Below are 18109 nucleotides of genomic sequence, written 5' to 3'. Positions count from 1 at the left end.
CAATGCCGGAAAACCTCCGCCAGATCCGGCCTGTCGTAACGGCCATCCTGCTCGTATCGCTGGGCGCTGCGCTCGCCGCCTGTAGTGGCGGTGATTTCGGCCGGACCCGCGCCGACATGCGCAGCGACGACATGCATCGCTGGCTGGGCGCTGAAGTCACCTCCAGCGTCGGCCTGAAGCCGTCGCAATTCCAGCTCACCGACGAAGAGCGCCAGCTTCGCGACCTCGCCTATCCCCTGATCGAGCCGCCACTGTCGCGGCCCGCCTGGAAGAGCGTGTTCGGCGACTACAAAGCGCTGCCCTCGCCCTGGCGGCAAAAGATCGTGTTCGACCGCACCATGTACGGACGCACGCTGATCGACGAGCCGCACCGTTCGCATTCCTCGCGCTATGCGCAGCTGATCGAGGACGTGCGCAACGACATCACCCGCTTCGAGCCGTTCTTCGGCTCTGCGATCCGCGTCATCGACCTCGACAAGAAGCGCAACGCCAGCATGGCGCGCGTCTCCAGCCTCTCGCCGAAGGAGAAGGAGGACGCGGTCGAGCGCATGCAGGAGAATTCGCTGATCATCCAGTGGGTGCAGCAATGCCTCGAGCAGCGCGTCTCGTCGTATCGCTGGGGTCTGGAGCGGCTGGTGATCCAGGCGCCCGACGGCATGGCCGCCGATGCCGATCGGCTGATCGGCGAACTCGCCGCCCAGACCGCCAACCCGCCGGTCGCGGCCCAGCCGCCCTACGGCCGCGCGGTCGTCTCCAAGGGCTAGAATTTCTCGCGAACCTACTTGGCCTCGACCACCTCGCCATCCTCTTTCACGAACCGGCCGACGGGATTGTCCAGGAGATCGATGACGGCTTCCGAGGGCCGGCACAAGCGTGTGCCCCTGGGCGTCACCACGATCGGGCGGTTGATCAGGATGGGGTGCGCGAGCATCTGGTCGATCAGCTCGTCGTCCGTCCATTTCGGGTCGTCGAGGCCGAGATCGCGATAGTGCGTGCCTTTCTCCCGCAGCAGCGCGCGAGCGGAGATGCTCAGGGCCTTGACCAGCTCGACCAGCTTTGCGCGGGATGGCGGCGTCTTCAGATATTCGATGACGACGGGCTCGGCGCCGCTCTGCCGGATCATCGCCAGCGTGTTGCGCGAGGTGCCGCAGGCGGGGTTGTGGTAGATCGTGACGCTCATGATCGGGCCTCCACGACAGTTGCGGGCTCGCGCACGTCGGCACAGCGAATAGATAGTGTCGTCATTGCCGAACCTCAACCGCAGTGGCCGCCTTGCCAGCGCCTGCCTCGTACCAGCCTCTGGTCGCCTTCACGATGCGGACGACGGATAGCATCACCGGTACTTCGACAAGAACGCCGACCACAGTTGCAAGCGCTGCGCCGGAGTCCAGACCGAACAAGCTGATCGCTGCAGCGACTGCCAACTCGAAGAAGTTGCTCGCGCCGATCAGCGCTGCTGGAGCGGCGACGCACCAGGCCACGCCAAACCGCCGGCTGAGCCAATACGCCAGGCCCGCATTGAAATAAACCTGGACGAGGATCGGCACTGCGAGGATCGCGATCACGCCCGGCTGCCTGACGATCTGCTCTCCCTGAAAGCCGAATAGGAGAACCAGCGTCGCCAGAAGCGCAACGAGCGAAAGAGGCTGCAGCGTCCGCAGGCTGCGGGCGAATGCAGCTCCACCGTTTTGCAGCAGCACCCTTCGCCACACTTGCGCGACGATCACGGGGACCACGATGTATAGCAAGACCGACAGGAGCAACGTGCCCCAGGGGACGCTGATGGAGGCCACCCCGAGCAGCAGTCCCACGAGCGGTGCGAACATGAAAACCATGATCACGTCGTTGAGCGCGACTTGGCTCAAAGTGTAGTGAGGCTCGCCTTCGCACAGGTTGGACCATACGAACACCATGGCGGTGCAAGGCGCGGCGGCCAGCAGGATCAGGCCCGCGATGTAGGACGAGATCTGGCCCGCCGGCAGCATCGGTGCGAACACATGGCCGATGAACAACGAGCCCAGCAGCGCCATCGAGAATGGCTTTACGGCCCAGTTGATGAAAAGGGTAACGCCCACGCCGCGCCAATGCTCACGGACTTGGCCCAATGAGCCGAAATCAATCTTCAGCAGCATCGGCACGATCATGAGCCAGATGAGCGCCGCAACCGGCAGGTTGACCTTGGCAACCTCAGCGGTCGCGACCGCAGCAAAGAAGCCTGGCAAGACATGTCCCAGCGCTACGCCGGCCACGATGCAAAGCGCAACCCAGAGAGTAAGGTATCGTTCGAAGAGTCCCATGGGCTACGCCACATCGCGCAGCGCCAGCGGATGCACCGCGGCTTTCGGCCTGCTGCCGGCGGAGAACGCCCGAAACCGGCCGGCACCGTCCTTGCGGAGGATCGACTCGGCGAGGATCGAGCGCGCCGAATTGGCGGTGCACAGGAACAGCACATTGAACACCTGGTCAGGCACGGCTTCGCTCCTTTCGTTTCGGCGAGCAGCAGGCTTGAAGGCTATCGACGACCGGCTCGCAAACTTCCGGGCGCCCGCCGCAGCAATCCCGCAGCAGGAAGACCGCAATGTCCCGGAATTCGGCAAGGTTGGCGCGGTAGACGATCGAGCGGCTGTGTCGCTCGGAGGTGACAAGGCGCGCGCGTGTCAGGATCGACAGATGGGCCGACAGCGTGTTCGGCGGGACTTCCAGCAGGCGGGCGAGATCGCCGGCCGGAAGGCCGTCGGGCTCGTGCCTGACGAGCGTCCGGAAGGCCTCCAGACGGGTCGATTGCGAGAGGGCTGCGAGCGCAAGAACGGCTTCTTCGGTTTCCATATATCCAGATTTATGGAAATATCGGGGGAAGTCAATCCGGAAATCCGTGCCGCTCCATACAGATTGTATTGAAAGTGGTATTTCGAACATTCTAGAAATACAGTTGACAGCAACTGGCGATCGGCGCATGATGGCGCTCATGAAGATTGACGACGCAGCAGCACGCCTGGAAGCCTTGGGCAACCGGACACGGCTTCAGATTTACCGGGCCCTGGTCCGGGCTGGACGATCGGGCATGCCCGTCGGTCGCTTGCAGGACAAGCTGAAGATCCCCGCATCGACGCTGTCCCATCACATCAAGTCTCTGGTCGCAGTTGGGCTCATCAGTCAGGTTCGGGAATCCACGACCCTGGTCTGTCACGCAAACTACGACGGCATGCGTGGCTTGGTGGACTTCCTGGTGTCCGAATGCTGTGCCGACGAAACCGAATGCAAGAATGCCAAAACGGCGGCGTGATTTTTTGGTCTCAGTTATTCGATGCTTCTAGAATGATGGGAGAAATGGAATGAGCGGTGGAAAAACGGTTGCTGTCATCGGGGCAGGGCCCGTCGGCCTGGCTGCGGCCGCGCACGTGCTCGAACGCGGCATGTCGCCCGTCGTATTGGAGGCCGGGCCCGAAGCCGCGCACGCGGTGCGTCAATGGCAGCATGTCCAGCTCTTCTCGCCGTGGGAGTACAATGTCGACAAGGCCGCGGCGCGCCTGCTGACGCCGACCGGATGGAATTCGCCGGACCCAAGCGCCTATCCGACCGGTGGCGAACTGCTTGATCGATATTTGATGCCGCTTGCGACGCGAACGCCACTGCGCGAGGTGATCCGGACATCCAGTCGCGTCTCGGCCATCAGCCGCGTCGGTTTCGACAAGGCGAAGACCAGGGGAAGAGAGCAGGAGCCGTTCGAAATCCGCTATCAGAACGGCAAAGGTCCGGAAGTGCTGCGCGCGGATGCCGTGATCGATACATCAGGCACATGGTTCTCGCCCAATCCAGCGGGCCGCAACGGCTTGCCGGCGATCGGCGAGCGCGAATGCGCCGGCCACATCGCCTACGGCATGCCGGATGTGCGGGGCGCCGATCGCGCCAGATATGCCGGGAAGACCGTCGCCGTGCTCGGCGCCGGCCATTCCGCGGTAGGCACGCTGATCGATCTCGCGCAACTCGCCGACGAGGTGCCGGGGACGCAAGCTATCTGGCTGTTGCGCGGCGCCGATCCCGCGAAGGCTTTTGGCGGCGGCCGGAATGACAAGCTTGCTGCACGCGGAGAACTCGGCAGCGCCTTCGCTGCGCTTGTTGCCTCCGGGAAGATCAAGGTCGAATCCGAATTCGGCGTCACGCATCTCTCGGAATCCGAAAGTCGCCTCGAGATCGCGGCCGGCGCCGGCGCGCGAAGTGTAATCGTGGACGAGCTGATCGTCTCGACGGGCTTTCGTCCCGATTTTTCGTTCCTGTCCGAATTGCGCCTGCGGCTCGATCCCGCCATCGAGGCGCCGGTCGCCCTGGCGCCGCTCATCGATCCCAACGAGCACAGCTGCGGCACGGTGCGCCCGCACGGCGCGCGCGAGCTCTCGCACGATGAGCCGGGCTTCTACATGGCGGGCATGAAGTCGTATGGCCGCGCGCCGACCTTTCTCATGATGACAGGGTATGAGCAGGTCCGCTCGATTGCGGCCGATCTCGCCGGCGACAAGGAAGCCGCCGCAAGGGTGGAGCTCGTGCTGCCGGAGACCGGCGTCTGCACGCGCGGTGGCGTCGAGTCCACTGAAGCGGCATCAGGATGCTGCGGTGGGCCGGCGAAGCAGGAACCAACGGCCTGTTGCGCGGCCGATGAATCGGCGAAGAAGGCCGGCGCTTCGGGGTGCGGTTGTTCATGAATTTGGTTCTTGCAGGTGAAGCCGGAGATTCTCCCACCGTGGTTCGTGCGCCGTTTCGGCTTGGGGGCGGGAGGACAGCATTCGTAACTTGAGCGGTCGGTCGCTGATCGCGGTGATGTGCATCGGCCAGGTCGGCAATCTGCTGCCGCATGTGACGCTATCCGCGAACCTTGCGCAGCATTTGATGCCGGCTTGGGGGCTTTCCGCCGCCGAAGGCGGGCTGATGGCAAGCGGTTATGCGTTCGGCTACATGCTCGCGGTACCGGTGCTGACGACGTTGACCGACCGGATCGATGCGCGACTCGTCCTGCTCTGCGGCTCGATCCTCAGCGGGCTGGCGACCTTGGCGTTCGGAATCTTCGCGCAAGGGTTTTGGTCCGCGACCGCGATCTGGTCCCTTGCAGGACTTGGATTTGCGGGCGCCTACATGCCCGGCCTGAAGGCGCTGACGGACCGGCTTCCCGCCGGCGACACTTCACGGGCCGTCACTCTGTACACGTCGAGCTTTTCAGTTGGTGTCGGCCTCTCGTTCCTGGTGGCGCAGATCATCGCTGACGAATGGGGGTGGCGGACCGCCTTCCTCGTGACTGGCTTTGGTCCCATTGCGATGGTTGTCGCGTGCCTTCTGATGCAGGAGCAGCGCCCCGCGCCGAAGACGGGACGTCTTTTGAACTTCGCGCCCGTCTTCGCCAATCGCGAGGCGCTCGGATACATATTCGGTTACGGCGCCCATTGCTTCGAGCTCTACGGCATTCGCACCTGGCTGGTCGGGTTCTGGACCTTCGTCATCTCACATCAAGGCGCGCCTTCCTGGTTGAGCCCCGTTGTGCTGAGCTTCTGCTTCGCGGTGATCTCGATGCCCGCAAGCATCCTCGGCAACGAGGCTGCGCTGAAGTTCGGGCGTCATCGGGCAATCACGATTGTGATGATTGCATCGGCTTGTGTTGCGCTGGTCATCGGGCTGAACGCGACCGCCCCGGCATGGCTGCTCGCGCTGCTGCTGATGATCTATGGCCTGACGGTGCCGGCCGATTCCGGCGCATTGACCGCCGGCATGTCGGCTGCTGCAGTGTCCGAACATCGCGGCGCGACCCTGGCCTTGCACTCCACCGTTGGCTTCGGCCTCTCGGCTGTCGGCGCCTGGGGAACCGGCGCCGCGCTCGACATGGCCGGCGGACCGCAGAGCGCCAACGGCTGGCTGCTGGCGTTCATTGTCCTCTCGGCCGGGATTGCGGTGGGTCCACTGGCGCTGCTCTGGGCGCGGGCGCGACCGTCCCCGAGCCGCAGCGCGAGATGACGCTGCTCGCCCCGGCGTTTCTATTTGGCCGAACCAGCCCTTTGTGTCCGCGAGAGCCGATGTTTTGCCGTCCGCGCGATCGCCGCCGGGGCCTCCTCGGGGATCGCAAAGCATGAGCTCGCGTTGATCTCGCACAGGCCGTAGGTGTCGGCACCGGCCGCATCTTTCGGACCGTACAGGAAGTCCGCGTCCCAGATGACCGGGAGCGAGCCATCGTCGATGTCCAGCGTCTTCATCATTCCCGGGGTCCAGTCGTCCTCCATCATCCTTCGCAGCACCTGGAATTGCGGAGCATCGGGTCCGTGCATGACTCGCGGTCCCGGCTGGGCCTCGGGCGAATCCGCACCTTCCGGCGGCGGCGCGATCAAGGCCTTGATCAGTTGGTGCCCGAAGCCCGCGACCTTCGACCCGCTCATGTAGCAGCGGATCATTCCATCGGGCAGGCGAGGTTGAAACGCCTGGTCGATGATACAGCCGCCCCAGCCGAAATACGGCTCGCACCGGGCCAGGAAGGCGTCGAGCGGCACGTCCTCGGGCTGGCTCCCGCGCTGCGCATGGAGCACCCGAACCATGGCGTCCGCGTTCGAGAGAGCCTCGACCTTCCAGATGCCCTGGCCGCCGTTGCCGCGATTTTGCTTCAGCACGCGCGGGCCGTGCGCAAGGAGGCGCGACGGGAATTCGGCGCGGAAGGATGCCGCGGTGTCATAGCGATGCGTGTCGGCGCCCCAGCCGAGGTGACGCGTGCGGAAGAGCACGTCCTTGACGCCCATCTTCAGGATGACGTCCGGATGCGCGCTCACCCATGATCCCCGCGCCGCAACATCACGAAGCAGGGGATCAAGTTCAGCACGCGTCTTGCCCTGGTGGATCGGATCGACCCAGACGAGAACGCCGCTGGTCGCGAGCAATTGATCGCGCACCTCCTCGGCAAAGCTTTCGTCGTAGATCACCGGCCGGGCTTCGATGCCGACGGCGGCAAGTGCTTCGAAGACCCGGACGAAGCGGCTGTTTTGCGCCGTCGCATCCCGCCGCGCGACAGCGTCTCCGCGTGAGAGGATGGCGACGGTGTGTTGGTGAGAAGGGTGTCGTTCGGTATCCATGCGCAAGCTCCACGAATGGCGTGCTGCGCAGAGCTTGGACCGAGGCCTCACGGGGAGTCTGCTTCGTCCCCACGTGAGCGACACTAATGAGGCCATCCGCAAGTTTCAAGACGGTGTCGGCGCGGTTCCGCTCGGACAGTGAACTCTTCGTGACGCCCGAACACATGACGGTTGACAGCTTCGCGCTCGAGGCTTTCTATTTGCGGGACGGGGAAGTGCGATCTCCTCGCGAGGCGACATGCCCAAGAATCGCGTCCTGATCACCAAGGGCGCAGCATGTCATCATACATCCGGATTTCATCCCACAGATTGTCTCGACCTGTCGGCACGTTGGCCGCGCCGACGCTCGTCGACATACGCGTCGATGCCGGCGTCCTGCCGCGCCCCTTGGGCGCCAGATAGGGACAAGCTCGCGAACAGACTTCACCTGGGGCAGGGACACAACCAGGAGAATGAATATGCGAAGGTGCACAATTTTTCACACGGTCCTGCTGTTGGCGCTCGCGGGCGGGCTGTCGCCGGTCCACGCCCTGACCCAGGAGGAACTGATCGCCAAGATCCAGGCGGCAGGCTACTCGCAGGTGAGCGACGTCAAGTCCACGGCCGAAGGCATCACCGCAAAGGCGGCGAGGAACGGTAAGGCTGTGACGCTCGTCGTCGACAGCAGCGGCCAAATCAAAGAGCGAAACTGAAGGCGAGGAGTAGCACGATGAAAAGAATGATCTGGGCCATCGTCGGCATTGGCGTTTGCCTTCTTGCATTTGGTTTCGGCCCCTTCATCCGGGCATACGCCCAAGATGCCGAATGGCAGAAGGTGGACGAGACCCTGGGCCGCAAGCCTGCCGTCTCGGACGACGTCCGCCGTTACGGCTTTCCCCGCAGCGATCTCTCCGTGACGTTGGACGGCGTCACGATCAAGCCGGCGTTGGCGCTGGGCGGCTGGGTCGCATTCAAGCCTGCGCATGGCGGCGCAATGGTCATGGGCGACCTAGTGCTGCTTGAGACCGAGATCAATCCCGTGATGGCGAAGATGATCGCGAGCGGTCTCGAAATCACCGCCGTGCACAATCATCTGCTGCGTGCGAGCCCGGCAACGTTCTACATGCACGTCGCCGGCCATGGCGATCCCGTCAAGCTGGCCTCCGCCATCCGCGATGCGCTCGCCGAAAGCAAGACCCCGCTGACGGTCGCGGCGCCGGCGAACCCGCCACCCGCCGTCGACCTCGACACGGCGAAGCTCGACCGGATCATCGGGGTGAACGGGAAAACGAATGGCGGCGTCTACCAGTTCAACGTGAAGCGGCGCGACCCGATAACGGAAGACGGCATGTTGTTGACCCCCGTCGCCGCGATGGGCGTCGCAATCGGTATCAATTTCCAGCCGACTGGCGAAGGCAAGGCGGCCATCACCGGCGACTTCGTGCTGACCAGCGACGAGGTAAACCCGGTCATCCTGGCGCTTCGGACGCACGGCATCGAGGTGACGGCACTGCACAGCCACATGCTGGATGAGCAGCCGCGGCTCTTCTTCATGCATTTCTGGGCGAACGACGATGCCGTCAAGCTTGCTGAAGGTCTCCGTGCGGCGCTCGACAAGACGGCGAGCACGAAGAGCTGAGGCATGGGAAGGCTTGCACTGGCATTTATGCTGGCTTTGTTAGGGGGAGGGAACGCGGTGGCCGAGACCCTGAATTTCGACAATGCTGCAGCCGGAACTTCGCCCGACGGGTGGACCTTGACGATGACCGGCAAAGGAGAACCGAAATGGACCGTCGAGGCCGAGTCCACGGCGCCAAGCAAGCCGAACGTTCTCAAGCAATCCGGACGGGCGACATTTCCCCTCGCCATCAAGCGCGATACCAACATCCGCGACGGCTTCGTTGAGGTGAAATTCAAGGCCGTCGCCGGGTCCGAGGATCGCGCAGCGGGAGTCATCTGGCGGGCGAAGGATGCCGATAATTATTATGTGGTTCGCGCCAACGCGCTGGAGGACAATGTCGTGCTGTACAAGACGATCAATGGCGTTCGAATGTCACTTGAGATCGTGGGTCGCAGAGGCGGGTATGGCGTCAGCGCGCCGGTGTCATCCGGGCAATGGCACGTGCTGCGCTGCGACTTCGCGGGAAGTCGGTTCAAGGTGACCTATGACGGACAGCCGTTGTTCGAGGTAGAGGACGCCACGATTGCGCATGCGGGCATGATCGGCCTGTGGACCAAGGCGGATAGCGTGACCCTGTTCGATGATCTGACATATGGTGAGATCAAATAGGCGTTTGGTCACCTACGCCGGAGATTGCCAAGAATGTTCGATGCCTGTCGGTTGCGACGGCCCTGCTGATTGCGTCGATCTGCCCACTACGGGCGGAAGAAGGTTTGGTCGCGTTCAAATCACTCGATCCGGAACTGGCGCTCGATCTTGCGCGCGCTCTCGCGAGCTTGGCGGCCGTCTGATTGCGCATGGATTGACCGATGTTTTCATCCGAAGCCTTAGCGAGACAATGCTGACTGGAATGCTCGGCATTTTCCGGCCGTCAAGATCGGTCAGTTGCAGACTTCTCTGTTGCGACTTGCTGCTCCCATCGATCCCATCGCGGCAGATGTAGAAGCTTCTAAATGACAGCCCTTTTGCACCGGCCGACAACCGGCGGAATTGCAGACAATTTGTCCAGATGTTGGAGCCGTTAACTTCTCCGGGGCCGCTGCGGAGCCTTCTGGCCGGATGCGTTTGGGCTGAGTGTCTTCACGGCTTGCGGTTGGCTTTTTTGCAATCTTCCCGCACGTGTTGTCATCGCCGACCTCATAACCGCTGCGACACACAATCTTTGTACAGCGGTCGCCGTCCGCCCTAAAGCCATGTTCACAGAGCAAGGGGCAGACGCGTCCGCTCTTGTGAAGGCTTTCAGATGCCGGCCCCATGAAGGTGGGCGCCGCGGGCACGGGGCCGGCGTCCGAATTGTCGGTCAGCAAGGTCGGGGGAATCGTGAGCTGAGCGCTGATGCCCGCTGCTGGCTCGCTGGGTCACAGGCACGTCGGTCATCCCTGCACAGCATAACAAGTGAAACGGTTGCAATCCTGGTATATGCCGCGACACTCGAAGGATGGTATTTGCTTCAAGGACAGGCAGTCGCGATATCGCGCACGACAGATGTTTAGGCATTGCTGTTTAGCGGTGTGTGCCGCCGCGAAGGTGAAAGAGGCGAGATCGGCGTCGCGCGCGTAGAGCGTTCCCGAACCTAATGAGAGAAGCAATGCAAGCAGCACGAAGGCGACGGCAAACGTTCGATTGCTAGAGGTCATGGCTCTGGGTCCTTTCTGGGTTGAAAAACACGGCGAAGTCTGGAGTGACACGCATCGGACAGAAATGGCAGGCCAGCGGGAGCGGGACAGGTTTGTTTTCGAATCGCATCCATCTTCCCTGGCTGCTGACGCAATCCCCACGACACGGCCGGCGCGCGGTTCACGCCCATCACCATTCGGGAGGCCGGATCGTCGGCCCGATATCCTGAGGACCAGGCAGACCCGGCGCCAGCGGTTGTTGCTCGTTTGCCGGCGGGAGCAAATTCCCCCAGTCCGTCCGTGCACGCATCCGTTCAAGGGTTGCGGCGGTGACGAAGTTGCCACCTTCCCGTATCTGCCAGCCGCCACCGAGCGCCCGAAACACCGCAGTCAGGCCAAGCGGAACGTTGGCCGAAGCGCCGGCCAGGCTGTTCTGTGCCTGAAAGAGATTCTGTTCCGCCGTCAGTACGGTGGTAAATGATGTCCCGCCCTGCTCGTATTGTTCAAGTGCGATTTTGAGGGCTCCCTTTGCCGCTTCAACGCTGCGACGCAGATACGCGGCCTGGTTTCGCGATTGTAGATATGTCGCAAGACCGTTGTCCACCTCCTGCTGGGCGCTCAACGCGGTGTTCTGATAGTCGATCAGCAATTGCTGCAGCTTGGCATCCTGCAAACGGATGTTGTTGGTGATTTGTCCGTAGTTCAGAAGATTCCATTGAAACGATGGGCCCGCAGCATACGCCACGCCCTTCCAACTGACGACCTGACCTAGATTATGGCCGTTGGCGGTGCTCGCCGAGCCGCCGAACGTGCCCGTAATACTGATTGCCGGATAGAGTTGCGTCGTGGCGATTCCAATCTGCGCGCTCTGTGCCAAGGCGGCAAGCTCTGCTGCTCGGACGTCCGGTCTCCGGCGCAACAGATCCGCGGGTATACCGACAACGACGGAGGCGGGCGGCAATGGTATCCGGCCGATCGAGCGTGAAAGCATCATGCCGAGCGACTGCGGCGGAACGCCGAGCAGGACGCAGAGCGCGTTTTGTCCCTGCTGCAATTGTATCGTCAATTGGGGTATTGCCGCACGGGTCTGCTCGAGGACATTTGTCGCCTGGAAAACATCAAGCTCCGAAGTTCCGCCGCCCGAGAACTTCGCCTTTGCGATACTAAGCGCCTGTTCCTGCCTGCGGACATTGGCCCGTGCAATCCCGATCAACTGCTCTATTGTGCGTATACCGATATAAGTTGCGGTAACATCGGCTAGAAGCGACACCAGAACGCCGTCATAAGTCGCAATCGACGCCAGGTACACGGCATCGGCGGATTCGACTCCACGGCGAAACTTGCCCCAGAAGTCCAACTCCCAGGCCGCCTGTGCGGCCAGGCCATCGGTCCAGAAGTACTGTGGCGTCGCATTTGGACCGGCCAGCGGCGTCGCGGCACTGGTCCGATTGTAAATGACCGACCCCACTCCCTGTTGGACCTGCGGATAGGTTATGCCGATGGCTATTCCCAGCACGGCACGTGCTTGCAGCACCTTGGTCCCCGCGCTCTCCAGCGTCAGATTTTGGTTATACGCAATTTTTATTAGCTGATTGAGCGTCGGATCGCGAAAGCCTTCCCACCAGGGTTCATACTCGAGCGGGCCGGATTTAACCGCGCGATTGCCTGCGCCACGAAATTTTTCGGCAAGCGGAGCGACAGGCGCTGTAAAATCCGGCCCAATCGTACATGCGACGGTTGGCAGGAGAAGCGCAGCCACAAGCAACCCATGAATTGACCAGCCAGCAATAGCGCCGGCATCGTGCGGCCGCCCAAACGTTGCCTGATGCTGAGTCACCAAGATTTTCTCTCCCCACGCGTCGGCCAGACTCGTGTGTATCTCTTGTTGTTGTATTGCACGTCAGGACGGCGGCTTTTCCACAGAGGGCATGACGTACAGCAGCCACTTCTTCATTCGGATCGTGACCTTCGAAATGACGTGCGTGGCCTTGCCCTTCTGCGTATAGATCGCCGCTGATCCGCCTGACCCAAGCGACAGCTTGCGGGCTATGGCATCGTCGCTGAAATTGATCCGCACTGCATAAAGCCCGTCAGATCCGATCCGCGCTGCGTTCGGTATTGTGCCGCTGGTTGTGAATTGACCTCCCCCAGTTGCCGGAATCACGTAGTCCACTTTTCCAAGGAACAGGCGACCCGGATACGGGTTGAGCACCATTTCCACGTCATCGCCGGGCTCGACATTCGAGAGCCAATTCTGCGGAAACACGGCGGCTACGGCCGTATCGGACACGTTGACGAATGTTCCGGCTGCAGCAAGCGGCATCGGCACAAGCATGGTTCCGATCTGCACCTGCCAATTGGTAACATATCCATCGCCTGGCGCCGTCATCTTGCACTGGGCCAAGTTGAACCGCGCGTCATCGAGTTGCGCTTCAACGGCCGGAACGTTGCTTTGAGCCGTTTGCACAACGGCTTCGGCCTGTTGCGCAGAAGCCTCCGCTTGCGCAAGGGCCGCTTCGGCCTGTTGAACGGCGGCTTCCGCCTCCTGACGTTCCTGCGTTGCCTTGGCTACGTTAAGCTGACTAATGGCCGCTTTGTCCGCGCGCTGAATGTTGAGGGCGATTTGCTCCTGGGTCTTTGCAAGTTCGTCAGCAGCCTTCGCTTTTAAGAGACTGGCCTGCGCATTCGGTATGGCCGTCTTTGCGGTCGCGAGCGCAGCTTCGGCTTGCCTTACGTTGGCCTTCGATGCAGCCAACTGCGCCTCGACCTGGTTCACCGTGTACTTGTACGGCGCCGGATCGATTTCCAGCAGCAAGTCACCTTTCTTCACTCGTTGATTTGCCTCGGCGTGGATCACCTTGACTTGCCCTTTGACGTAAGGGACGAGCTGCACCACGTACTGGCTGGTCACCATCTTGTCCGTAATCGGCGCCGACTGCGTCCAGACCACCACGACGCCGCCGATCATGAACACACCTGCGACGATCAAGCCTGCAATCAGATAGGCCGTGGGCTTGAGGCGCAGGACCTTGAACAGTACGAGAACGAGTGCAACGTAGACGATGATCAGGATTGCGATCACGGTCGTGTCTCCCTCTCCACCGAGTGCTGCCGTGAGGCTGCCACGGCGTCACTTTCGACGTTACCCAGCTCAGGGGTGTTCTTTCCAGACCTCAGTCCGAACGGCTTCGTGAACGCCCATACGAAAGCTACCGGCCACAGCAACCCACCAGTCGCGATCCCGACCCAGCTCATGGCATTGATCGCGCTGGCCTGGGGGTGATTCCATTTGCGAGCGAGCTGGCCTGGAAGTTTGCCTAGATTGACGACGATTAGGACGCCAACAAAGATCAGAACAGCGAATACGACAAACGCGAATGCGTCCAATGCACCGAACGAAGAATCCACTGCCAGCACTCCAAGTAGGACTAAGCCATCGGATTCGGCGCAATTACTCGCAGTTCAATCCCGTCGACCGAGCCAGCCGAGGATTGGATTAATACGGGGTGCGCTTTGGTTTCACGAAGGACATGCGCAATCAGAACCATCTTTGAGCCTCGTCGAGGAATGGTCATACCGAACTCCTGCGCTTCGGAAAAAAACCGCAACGTTGAAGAGGCAGCGCTGCGGCCATGCCCGCGGCCCACAGCAATGATGGAGGACAACCGCCTTCCGGGGCTATGCATTTTCGGCCGACGACATAATTATCGTTCGAGGGCCATGAGAGAACGCCTCAACGTCCGGTTCGGGGTCAAAGGCTGACATCAGCTTGGAGCTGCTCCGGCATGAAAAAACCCGCGGCGGATTTCTCCGCGCGGGATCTACGAATTCTCGATAGTGGCATTCTGCCAGTGTTTTGCCCGACGTGTCAAAGCTGAACGGCGCGGCGTTCTGCACGGCCGGCTTAGTCCGAGACCGGGTGCTCGGCACGAGCTCAGAATTGCAAATGATTTCAGTGCCCGCGCTACTGTGCATGGGGTTGTTTTCGCGTTTTTTATTTTTGCGGTGCCGAAGCGGTGCGCGTCAGCGCCGTCCGCGCGGCGCTTCGGCCTTGGCCGGCTGCTCGGTCTGCGGTCCGCAGCTTGCGGCAGCGAGGGTTGCCTGCGCCTGCTGCATCAGGCCGGGCTCGGGGGCCAAGGCCTTCATCACGATCAGACCGGTGGTAGCAGGGGAATCGATGATCAGGCGGTCGGCCGCGGTGATCTCTTCGTCCTCGGGCAGCTCGTTGTGCTGCGGCTCGGTCATCAGGTCGAGCTCGATCACCTTCTTGCCGGCCGAGCGGTCGTTGATGGCGTAGTAGGCGATTTCGTTGCGGGTGTAGAACGACACCGAGGTGTAGGCCTGGCTGACGGGCACGGTCAGCTTGATCGGTCCGTTCGACAGGTCGTAGCGGCAGATCGCGAGCGCAAAGGCCGGGTCCATGAACGGCATCGGCGAGGTGTTGGGATCGGCGAGGGGAAGCTGCGTGACGCCGTTGAGCTTGGTCATCGGCGTCAGCCGCGAATAGGCGTCCTGGGTCGCGATCCGCGGCAGCACCAGCACGCTGACCAGATGGACCACGAGGCCCAGCACCACGCCGGTAACGATGGTGAACAGCAGCCGGATCATGAGCAGCCCACCGTCGTGATCGTGGGCATCGGCGCATCGCGCTGGGTGCGCGTGGCAACGCCGACCGGGGTGTCGTAGAGCCGCAGCATCAGGGCATAGCGCTCGATGCCGCCGGTCGGCAGCCAGTTGCCGGCGCGCGAGCGCGAGGCGATGCGGATCTCGAACGAGCCGTCGGACTGGCGCACGATCTCCTGGCTGGTGAAGCCATAGCGCTGCAGCGAATTGGCGACCAGATGACCCTTGCGGTCGTACAGTGTCAGCGTCCAGAACCGCGCCGGCGGCGTCACCCCGGAGACCACGACATCGCAGCGGCCGTCCAGCCCCTTCTTCTTGTCGTCGGCGGTTGCGGTGAAGGCGACGCCGTCGCCGGTACCGATCGGCAGCTCGCCGTTGCGCACGATGGTGGCGCGCGAATAGGGATCGACGTCGGCAGTGCCGGTGCGCGGGCGCGCGGTCCAGGGGCCGATGGTCAGCGCGCCGATCTCGGTGCCGCGCGTCGTCGTCATCCAGGTCGCGCCGACGCCCACGACGGTTGCGAGCAGAAGGGCCGTCAATGTGATCAGGATCAGCCGCACTTGTTTCGATCAGTTCTTGCGCGGGACGGACGCGTTCGCATTCTCTTCCGCATAGTTCTGCGGGAAGGCGAGCGCGCTTGTCGCCGAGGCGGGGTTGGCCGCCTTGGGGTCGTTGCTGGTTGATTTGGTCGCGGTTTTGGCGGCGTCGTCCAAAAGCTTCTCGACACGAACAAGGACGTCGGCGCCGCGCTTGGTCAGCACCGGCGGCGGACCGGGCTTGGTCTCCAGCACCTTCGGTGACGCGTTGGCTTGCGCGTTGGCGATTGGCTCCCGCGGCAGTTTCTGGCCCATGCCGACGCCGGGGATTTCCCGGACCTCGACGCCCTGATGCGCCGCGAGCATGATGTCGTGCCAGGTCTGCGCCGGCAGCGAGCCGCCGGTCATGCGGTTGGTCGGCGAATAGTCGTCATTGCCGTACCAGACCGCGCAGGTGAAGTTGCCGGTGTAGCCGACGAACCAGGCGTCGCGATAAGCATTCGTGGTGCCGGTCTTGCCCGCTGTCGGAATGCCGTCGAGGGCTGCACGGCGCGCGGTGCCTTCGCTGACCACGTGGCTCATCATGCCGGCCATGTCGGCGGCGACGGAGGCGGGGATCGCCTGCCGCGGCTTCGGACCGTCGCGGTCCCAGCGCCAGACCGGATCGCCGGCGCCGGTGCGTACTTCCAGCACGGAATGCGGCGTCACGGCCTTGCCGCGGTTCGGGAACGTCGCATAGGCGACGGCATGCTCGAGCACAGTGACTTCGTCCGAGCCGATCGGCAGCGACGGCGTGTCGGGCAGCGGCGCCTTGAGGCCGAAGCGGCGGGCGACCTCGACGATCTTGGCGCGGCCGATCTTGGCCGGGTTCGGCGCCTTCGGCTGCTCCTTCTGGCCGATCGCGATCGACAGTTTGACGGGAACCACGTTGATCGAGCGCGTGATCGCCTGCGTCAGCGTCACCGCGCCGGAATAAGAATGGCCATAATTCTGCGGGCACCAATTTCCGATGCAGACCGGGCCGTCGACCACGATCGAATTCGGCGTGAAGCCGTTGAGGAGCGCGGTGGTGTAGACATAGGGCTTGAACGATGAGCCCGGCTGGCGATAGGCGTCGGCGGCGCGGTTGAACTGGCTGGCACCGTAGTCGCGGCCGCCGACCATTGCGCGGATGCCGCCGTCGAGATCGGAGACGACGGTCGCGGCCTGGGTCGCGTGATAATCGCGGCCGAACTGGCGCAGCTGGTTCTCGACCGCGTCTTCCGCCGCCTTCTGCACATTGGCGTCGATCGCGAGGCGCACCACGAAGACGCGCTCGGTGTAGGATTTCGGGAAGGTGTCGACCAGCTTGCGCATCTCGTCGAAGGCGTAGTCGAGATAATAGTTCGGCGACGCCTCGTCGCGGCGATCGACCGCGAAGGCGGGGTTGCGGCGGGCGCCGAACACCTGGCCCTCGGTCATGAAGCCGGCGTCGACGAGGTTGTCGAGCACGACGTTGGCGCGGGCGCGCGCCGCGGGCAGGTTGATGTGGGGCGCGTATTTGGTCGGCGCCTTGAACAGGCCGGCGAGCATCGCGGCTTCGGCAAGCGTCACGTCACGCGCCGACTTGTTGAAGTAGAAATGCGCGGCGCCGTCGACGCCGAAGGTGCCGCCGCCCATATAGGCGCGATCGAGATACAGTTTCAAAATCTCGTTCTTGGTCAGGCGCCATTCCAGCCAGACCGCGAGAAAGGCTTCGTTGACCTTGCGCTCGATGGTGCGCTCGTTGCTCAGGAACAAATTCTTGGCGAGCTGCTGCGTGATCGAGGAGCCGCCCTGGCGGACGCCGCCGGCCTGGGCGTTGGTGACGAGCGCGCGCCCGGTGCCGGCGATGTCGATGCCGAAATGCTCGTAGAAGCGGCGGTCTTCGGTCGCGAGCGTCGCCTTGATCAGCACGTCCGGAAAATCTTCCAGCGGGATCGAGTCGTTATGCTTGATGCCGCGGCTGCCGATCGGATTGCCGTAGCGGTCGAGGAAGGACACCGCGAGGTCGGACTTCTTCAGCCAGTCCTCGTCCGCAGTTTCGCGGAAGGCGGGAATGGCGAGCGTGAGCATCACGACCAGGCCGCCGAGTCCGATGGTCGCAGCCTCCGACAGCGGCTCGATGAACACCCAGCGCTTCCACCGCCCGACATAGAAGCGGTCCATGAAGGTCGAGTAGCGCTCGTAGAGCTCGCGGATGCCCTTGGCCGAGGAGAACAGCGAGGAGTCGATGCGCGCATCGAGGTCCAGGAAGAAATTCCGGACTTTCTGCTTCCAATGCGATGGTATGATCTGGCGCACCTAGAACCCTTGAGGCTTGGTTCGAAAGCGTTCAAGCACCCGGCCGGGGCGGCATCGAGACGTCTTGCGGGAGTGTTGCGGCAAACCCAAGGCGCCCGGCTAGCGCCTCGGGGGACTTGCTGTTCCTTCTAGCCGAGCAGGGCCTATAAACCAATGGTCACGCTCGCGATTTTGAACAACAGGCCTAATTGACCCCGGTTCATTACGGGCCTCACGCGGGCGTTGCTTGCAGCCCCGCGGCCGCACGCCCTAGATGAC

18 protein-coding genes and 1 pseudogene are annotated in these 18109 nt (G+C 62.7%); 7 read left to right on the top strand and 12 right to left on the bottom strand.

Annotation, left to right across the window (positions count from 1 at the left end; all coding sequences use genetic code 11):
- Positions 1 to 2: 2 nt before the first annotated feature.
- A complete protein-coding gene (locus ABIB06_RS12785; RefSeq protein WP_247447757.1) occupies positions 3 to 764 on the top strand; it encodes a hypothetical protein in 762 nt (253 codons plus the stop codon).
- Positions 765 to 778: 14 nt separating this feature from the next.
- On the opposite strand, the gene arsC is transcribed toward ABIB06_RS12785, so the two are convergent.
- The 4 genes and pseudogenes from arsC to ABIB06_RS12765 form a co-directional block, all read right to left on the bottom strand.
- Entirely contained in the window at positions 779 to 1180 is a 402-nt protein-coding gene (arsC, locus tag ABIB06_RS12780; protein ID WP_354047137.1) for an arsenate reductase (glutaredoxin), read from the bottom strand.
- 61 nt (positions 1181 to 1241) lie between these two features.
- A complete protein-coding gene (gene arsB / locus ABIB06_RS12775) occupies positions 1242 to 2297 on the bottom strand; it encodes an ACR3 family arsenite efflux transporter (RefSeq protein ID WP_354047139.1) in 1056 nt (351 codons plus the stop codon).
- A 6-nt stretch (positions 2298 to 2303) separates the two neighbouring features.
- A pseudogene (locus tag ABIB06_RS12770) lies at positions 2304 to 2471 on the bottom strand (arsenate reductase/protein-tyrosine-phosphatase family protein); the annotation flags it as partial.
- Complete coding sequence (locus tag ABIB06_RS12765; RefSeq protein ID WP_354047141.1) at positions 2464 to 2826, bottom strand: ArsR/SmtB family transcription factor; 363 nt, start codon at positions 2824 to 2826, stop codon at positions 2464 to 2466. The gene ABIB06_RS12765 and the pseudogene ABIB06_RS12770, both read right to left, overlap by 8 nt.
- Positions 2827 to 2965: 139 nt before the next feature.
- On the opposite strand from ABIB06_RS12765, the gene ABIB06_RS12760 reads away from it, so the two are divergent.
- The 3 genes from ABIB06_RS12760 (at position 2966) to ABIB06_RS12750 (ending at position 5994) form a co-directional block, all read left to right on the top strand.
- Positions 2966 to 3283, top strand: a complete 318-nt coding sequence (locus ABIB06_RS12760; RefSeq protein WP_247350255.1) for an ArsR/SmtB family transcription factor — start codon at positions 2966 to 2968, stop codon at positions 3281 to 3283.
- 49 nt (positions 3284 to 3332) lie between these two features.
- Positions 3333 to 4697 carry an NAD(P)-binding domain-containing protein gene (locus ABIB06_RS12755; RefSeq protein WP_354047143.1) on the top strand — a complete coding sequence of 455 codons (1365 nt, stop codon included), beginning with the start codon at positions 3333 to 3335 and terminating at the stop codon, positions 4695 to 4697.
- A gap of 115 nt (positions 4698 to 4812) precedes the next feature.
- Positions 4813 to 5994: an MFS transporter gene (locus ABIB06_RS12750; RefSeq protein WP_354047335.1), complete on the top strand. Its 1182-nt coding sequence runs from the start codon at positions 4813 to 4815 to the stop codon at positions 5992 to 5994.
- Between the two features lie 20 nt (positions 5995 to 6014).
- Here the strand turns inward: ABIB06_RS12750 and ABIB06_RS12745 are convergent, their stop codons facing one another.
- Complete coding sequence (locus tag ABIB06_RS12745) at positions 6015 to 7094, bottom strand: Cj0069 family protein (RefSeq protein ID WP_354047145.1); 1080 nt, start codon at positions 7092 to 7094, stop codon at positions 6015 to 6017.
- A 458-nt stretch (positions 7095 to 7552) separates the two neighbouring features.
- Here ABIB06_RS12745 and ABIB06_RS12740 point away from each other — a divergent pair, with 458 nt between their 5' ends.
- Genes ABIB06_RS12740 through ABIB06_RS12730 form a run of 3 tightly spaced genes read left to right on the top strand, consistent with a single transcriptional unit; the run spans position 7553 to position 9363 of the window.
- Positions 7553 to 7786 (top strand): hypothetical protein, encoded by a 234-nt coding sequence (locus ABIB06_RS12740; RefSeq protein WP_247349925.1) that lies wholly within the window; start codon positions 7553 to 7555, stop codon positions 7784 to 7786.
- A 17-nt stretch (positions 7787 to 7803) separates the two neighbouring features.
- A complete protein-coding gene (locus tag ABIB06_RS12735; RefSeq protein WP_354047147.1) occupies positions 7804 to 8712 on the top strand; it encodes a DUF1259 domain-containing protein in 909 nt (302 codons plus the stop codon).
- Positions 8713 to 8769: 57 nt separating this feature from the next.
- Positions 8770 to 9363 carry a hypothetical protein gene (locus ABIB06_RS12730; protein ID WP_354047149.1) on the top strand — a complete coding sequence of 198 codons (594 nt, stop codon included), beginning with the start codon at positions 8770 to 8772 and terminating at the stop codon, positions 9361 to 9363.
- Positions 9364 to 10560: 1197 nt separating this feature from the next.
- Here the strand turns inward: ABIB06_RS12730 and ABIB06_RS12725 are convergent.
- The 7 genes from ABIB06_RS12725 to ABIB06_RS12695 all read right to left on the bottom strand — a co-directional run bounded on the left by ABIB06_RS12725 (position 10561) and on the right by ABIB06_RS12695 (position 17851).
- On the bottom strand, positions 10561 to 12207 hold the full coding sequence (locus tag ABIB06_RS12725) for an efflux transporter outer membrane subunit (RefSeq protein ID WP_354068760.1): 1647 nt from the start codon (positions 12205 to 12207) through the stop codon (positions 10561 to 10563).
- Positions 12208 to 12270: 63 nt separating this feature from the next.
- Complete coding sequence (locus ABIB06_RS12720) at positions 12271 to 13452, bottom strand: HlyD family secretion protein (RefSeq protein ID WP_247349930.1); 1182 nt, start codon at positions 13450 to 13452, stop codon at positions 12271 to 12273.
- Positions 13449 to 13778, bottom strand: coding sequence for a DUF3302 domain-containing protein (locus ABIB06_RS12715; protein ID WP_354068743.1), 330 nt, complete (start codon positions 13776 to 13778; stop codon positions 13449 to 13451). Before ABIB06_RS12715 ends, ABIB06_RS12720 begins: the two co-directional genes overlap by 4 nt.
- Positions 13779 to 13798: 20 nt before the next feature.
- Positions 13799 to 14035, bottom strand: a complete 237-nt coding sequence (locus tag ABIB06_RS12710) for a hypothetical protein (RefSeq protein ID WP_354047153.1) — start codon at positions 14033 to 14035, stop codon at positions 13799 to 13801.
- 358 nt (positions 14036 to 14393) lie between these two features.
- On the bottom strand, positions 14394 to 14978 hold the full coding sequence (locus ABIB06_RS12705; protein ID WP_354047155.1) for a DUF1254 domain-containing protein: 585 nt from the start codon (positions 14976 to 14978) through the stop codon (positions 14394 to 14396).
- Positions 14975 to 15553 carry a DUF1214 domain-containing protein gene (locus tag ABIB06_RS12700; RefSeq protein WP_354047157.1) on the bottom strand — a complete coding sequence of 193 codons (579 nt, stop codon included), beginning with the start codon at positions 15551 to 15553 and terminating at the stop codon, positions 14975 to 14977. The genes ABIB06_RS12705 and ABIB06_RS12700 overlap by 4 nt, the downstream gene beginning before the upstream one ends.
- A 9-nt stretch (positions 15554 to 15562) precedes the next feature.
- A complete protein-coding gene (locus ABIB06_RS12695) occupies positions 15563 to 17851 on the bottom strand; it encodes a transglycosylase domain-containing protein (RefSeq protein WP_247447743.1) in 2289 nt (762 codons plus the stop codon).
- Positions 17852 to 18109 lie beyond the last annotated feature (258 nt).

This window comes from Bradyrhizobium sp. LB8.2, from assembly GCF_040548035.1.
In the GTDB taxonomy this organism is placed as follows: Bacteria; Pseudomonadota; Alphaproteobacteria; order Rhizobiales; family Xanthobacteraceae; genus Bradyrhizobium.
This window is presented reverse-complemented; position numbering and strand designations above follow the sequence as displayed.

Bases quoted from the DNA above. Each gene is read 5' to 3' on its own strand.
- ABIB06_RS12745 (WP_354047145.1), bottom strand. From the start codon at position 7,094: ATGGATACCGAACGACACCCTTCTCACCAACACACCGTCGCCATCCTC.
- ABIB06_RS12760 (WP_247350255.1), top strand. From the start codon at position 2,966: ATGAAGATTGACGACGCAGCAGCACGCCTGGAAGCCTTGGGCAACCGG.
- ABIB06_RS12785 (WP_247447757.1), top strand. From the start codon at position 3: ATGCCGGAAAACCTCCGCCAGATCCGGCCTGTCGTAACGGCCATCCTG.
- ABIB06_RS12765 (WP_354047141.1), bottom strand. From the start codon at position 2,826: ATGGAAACCGAAGAAGCCGTTCTTGCGCTCGCAGCCCTCTCGCAATCG.
- ABIB06_RS12705 (WP_354047155.1), bottom strand. From the start codon at position 14,978: ATGATCCGGCTGCTGTTCACCATCGTTACCGGCGTGGTGCTGGGCCTC.
- ABIB06_RS12735 (WP_354047147.1), top strand. From the start codon at position 7,804: ATGAAAAGAATGATCTGGGCCATCGTCGGCATTGGCGTTTGCCTTCTT.
- arsC (WP_354047137.1), bottom strand. From the start codon at position 1,180: ATGAGCGTCACGATCTACCACAACCCCGCCTGCGGCACCTCGCGCAAC.
- ABIB06_RS12750 (WP_354047335.1), top strand. From the start codon at position 4,813: ATGTGCATCGGCCAGGTCGGCAATCTGCTGCCGCATGTGACGCTATCC.
- arsB (WP_354047139.1), bottom strand. From the start codon at position 2,297: ATGGGACTCTTCGAACGATACCTTACTCTCTGGGTTGCGCTTTGCATC.
- ABIB06_RS12740 (WP_247349925.1), top strand. From the start codon at position 7,553: ATGCGAAGGTGCACAATTTTTCACACGGTCCTGCTGTTGGCGCTCGCG.
- ABIB06_RS12755 (WP_354047143.1), top strand. From the start codon at position 3,333: ATGAGCGGTGGAAAAACGGTTGCTGTCATCGGGGCAGGGCCCGTCGGC.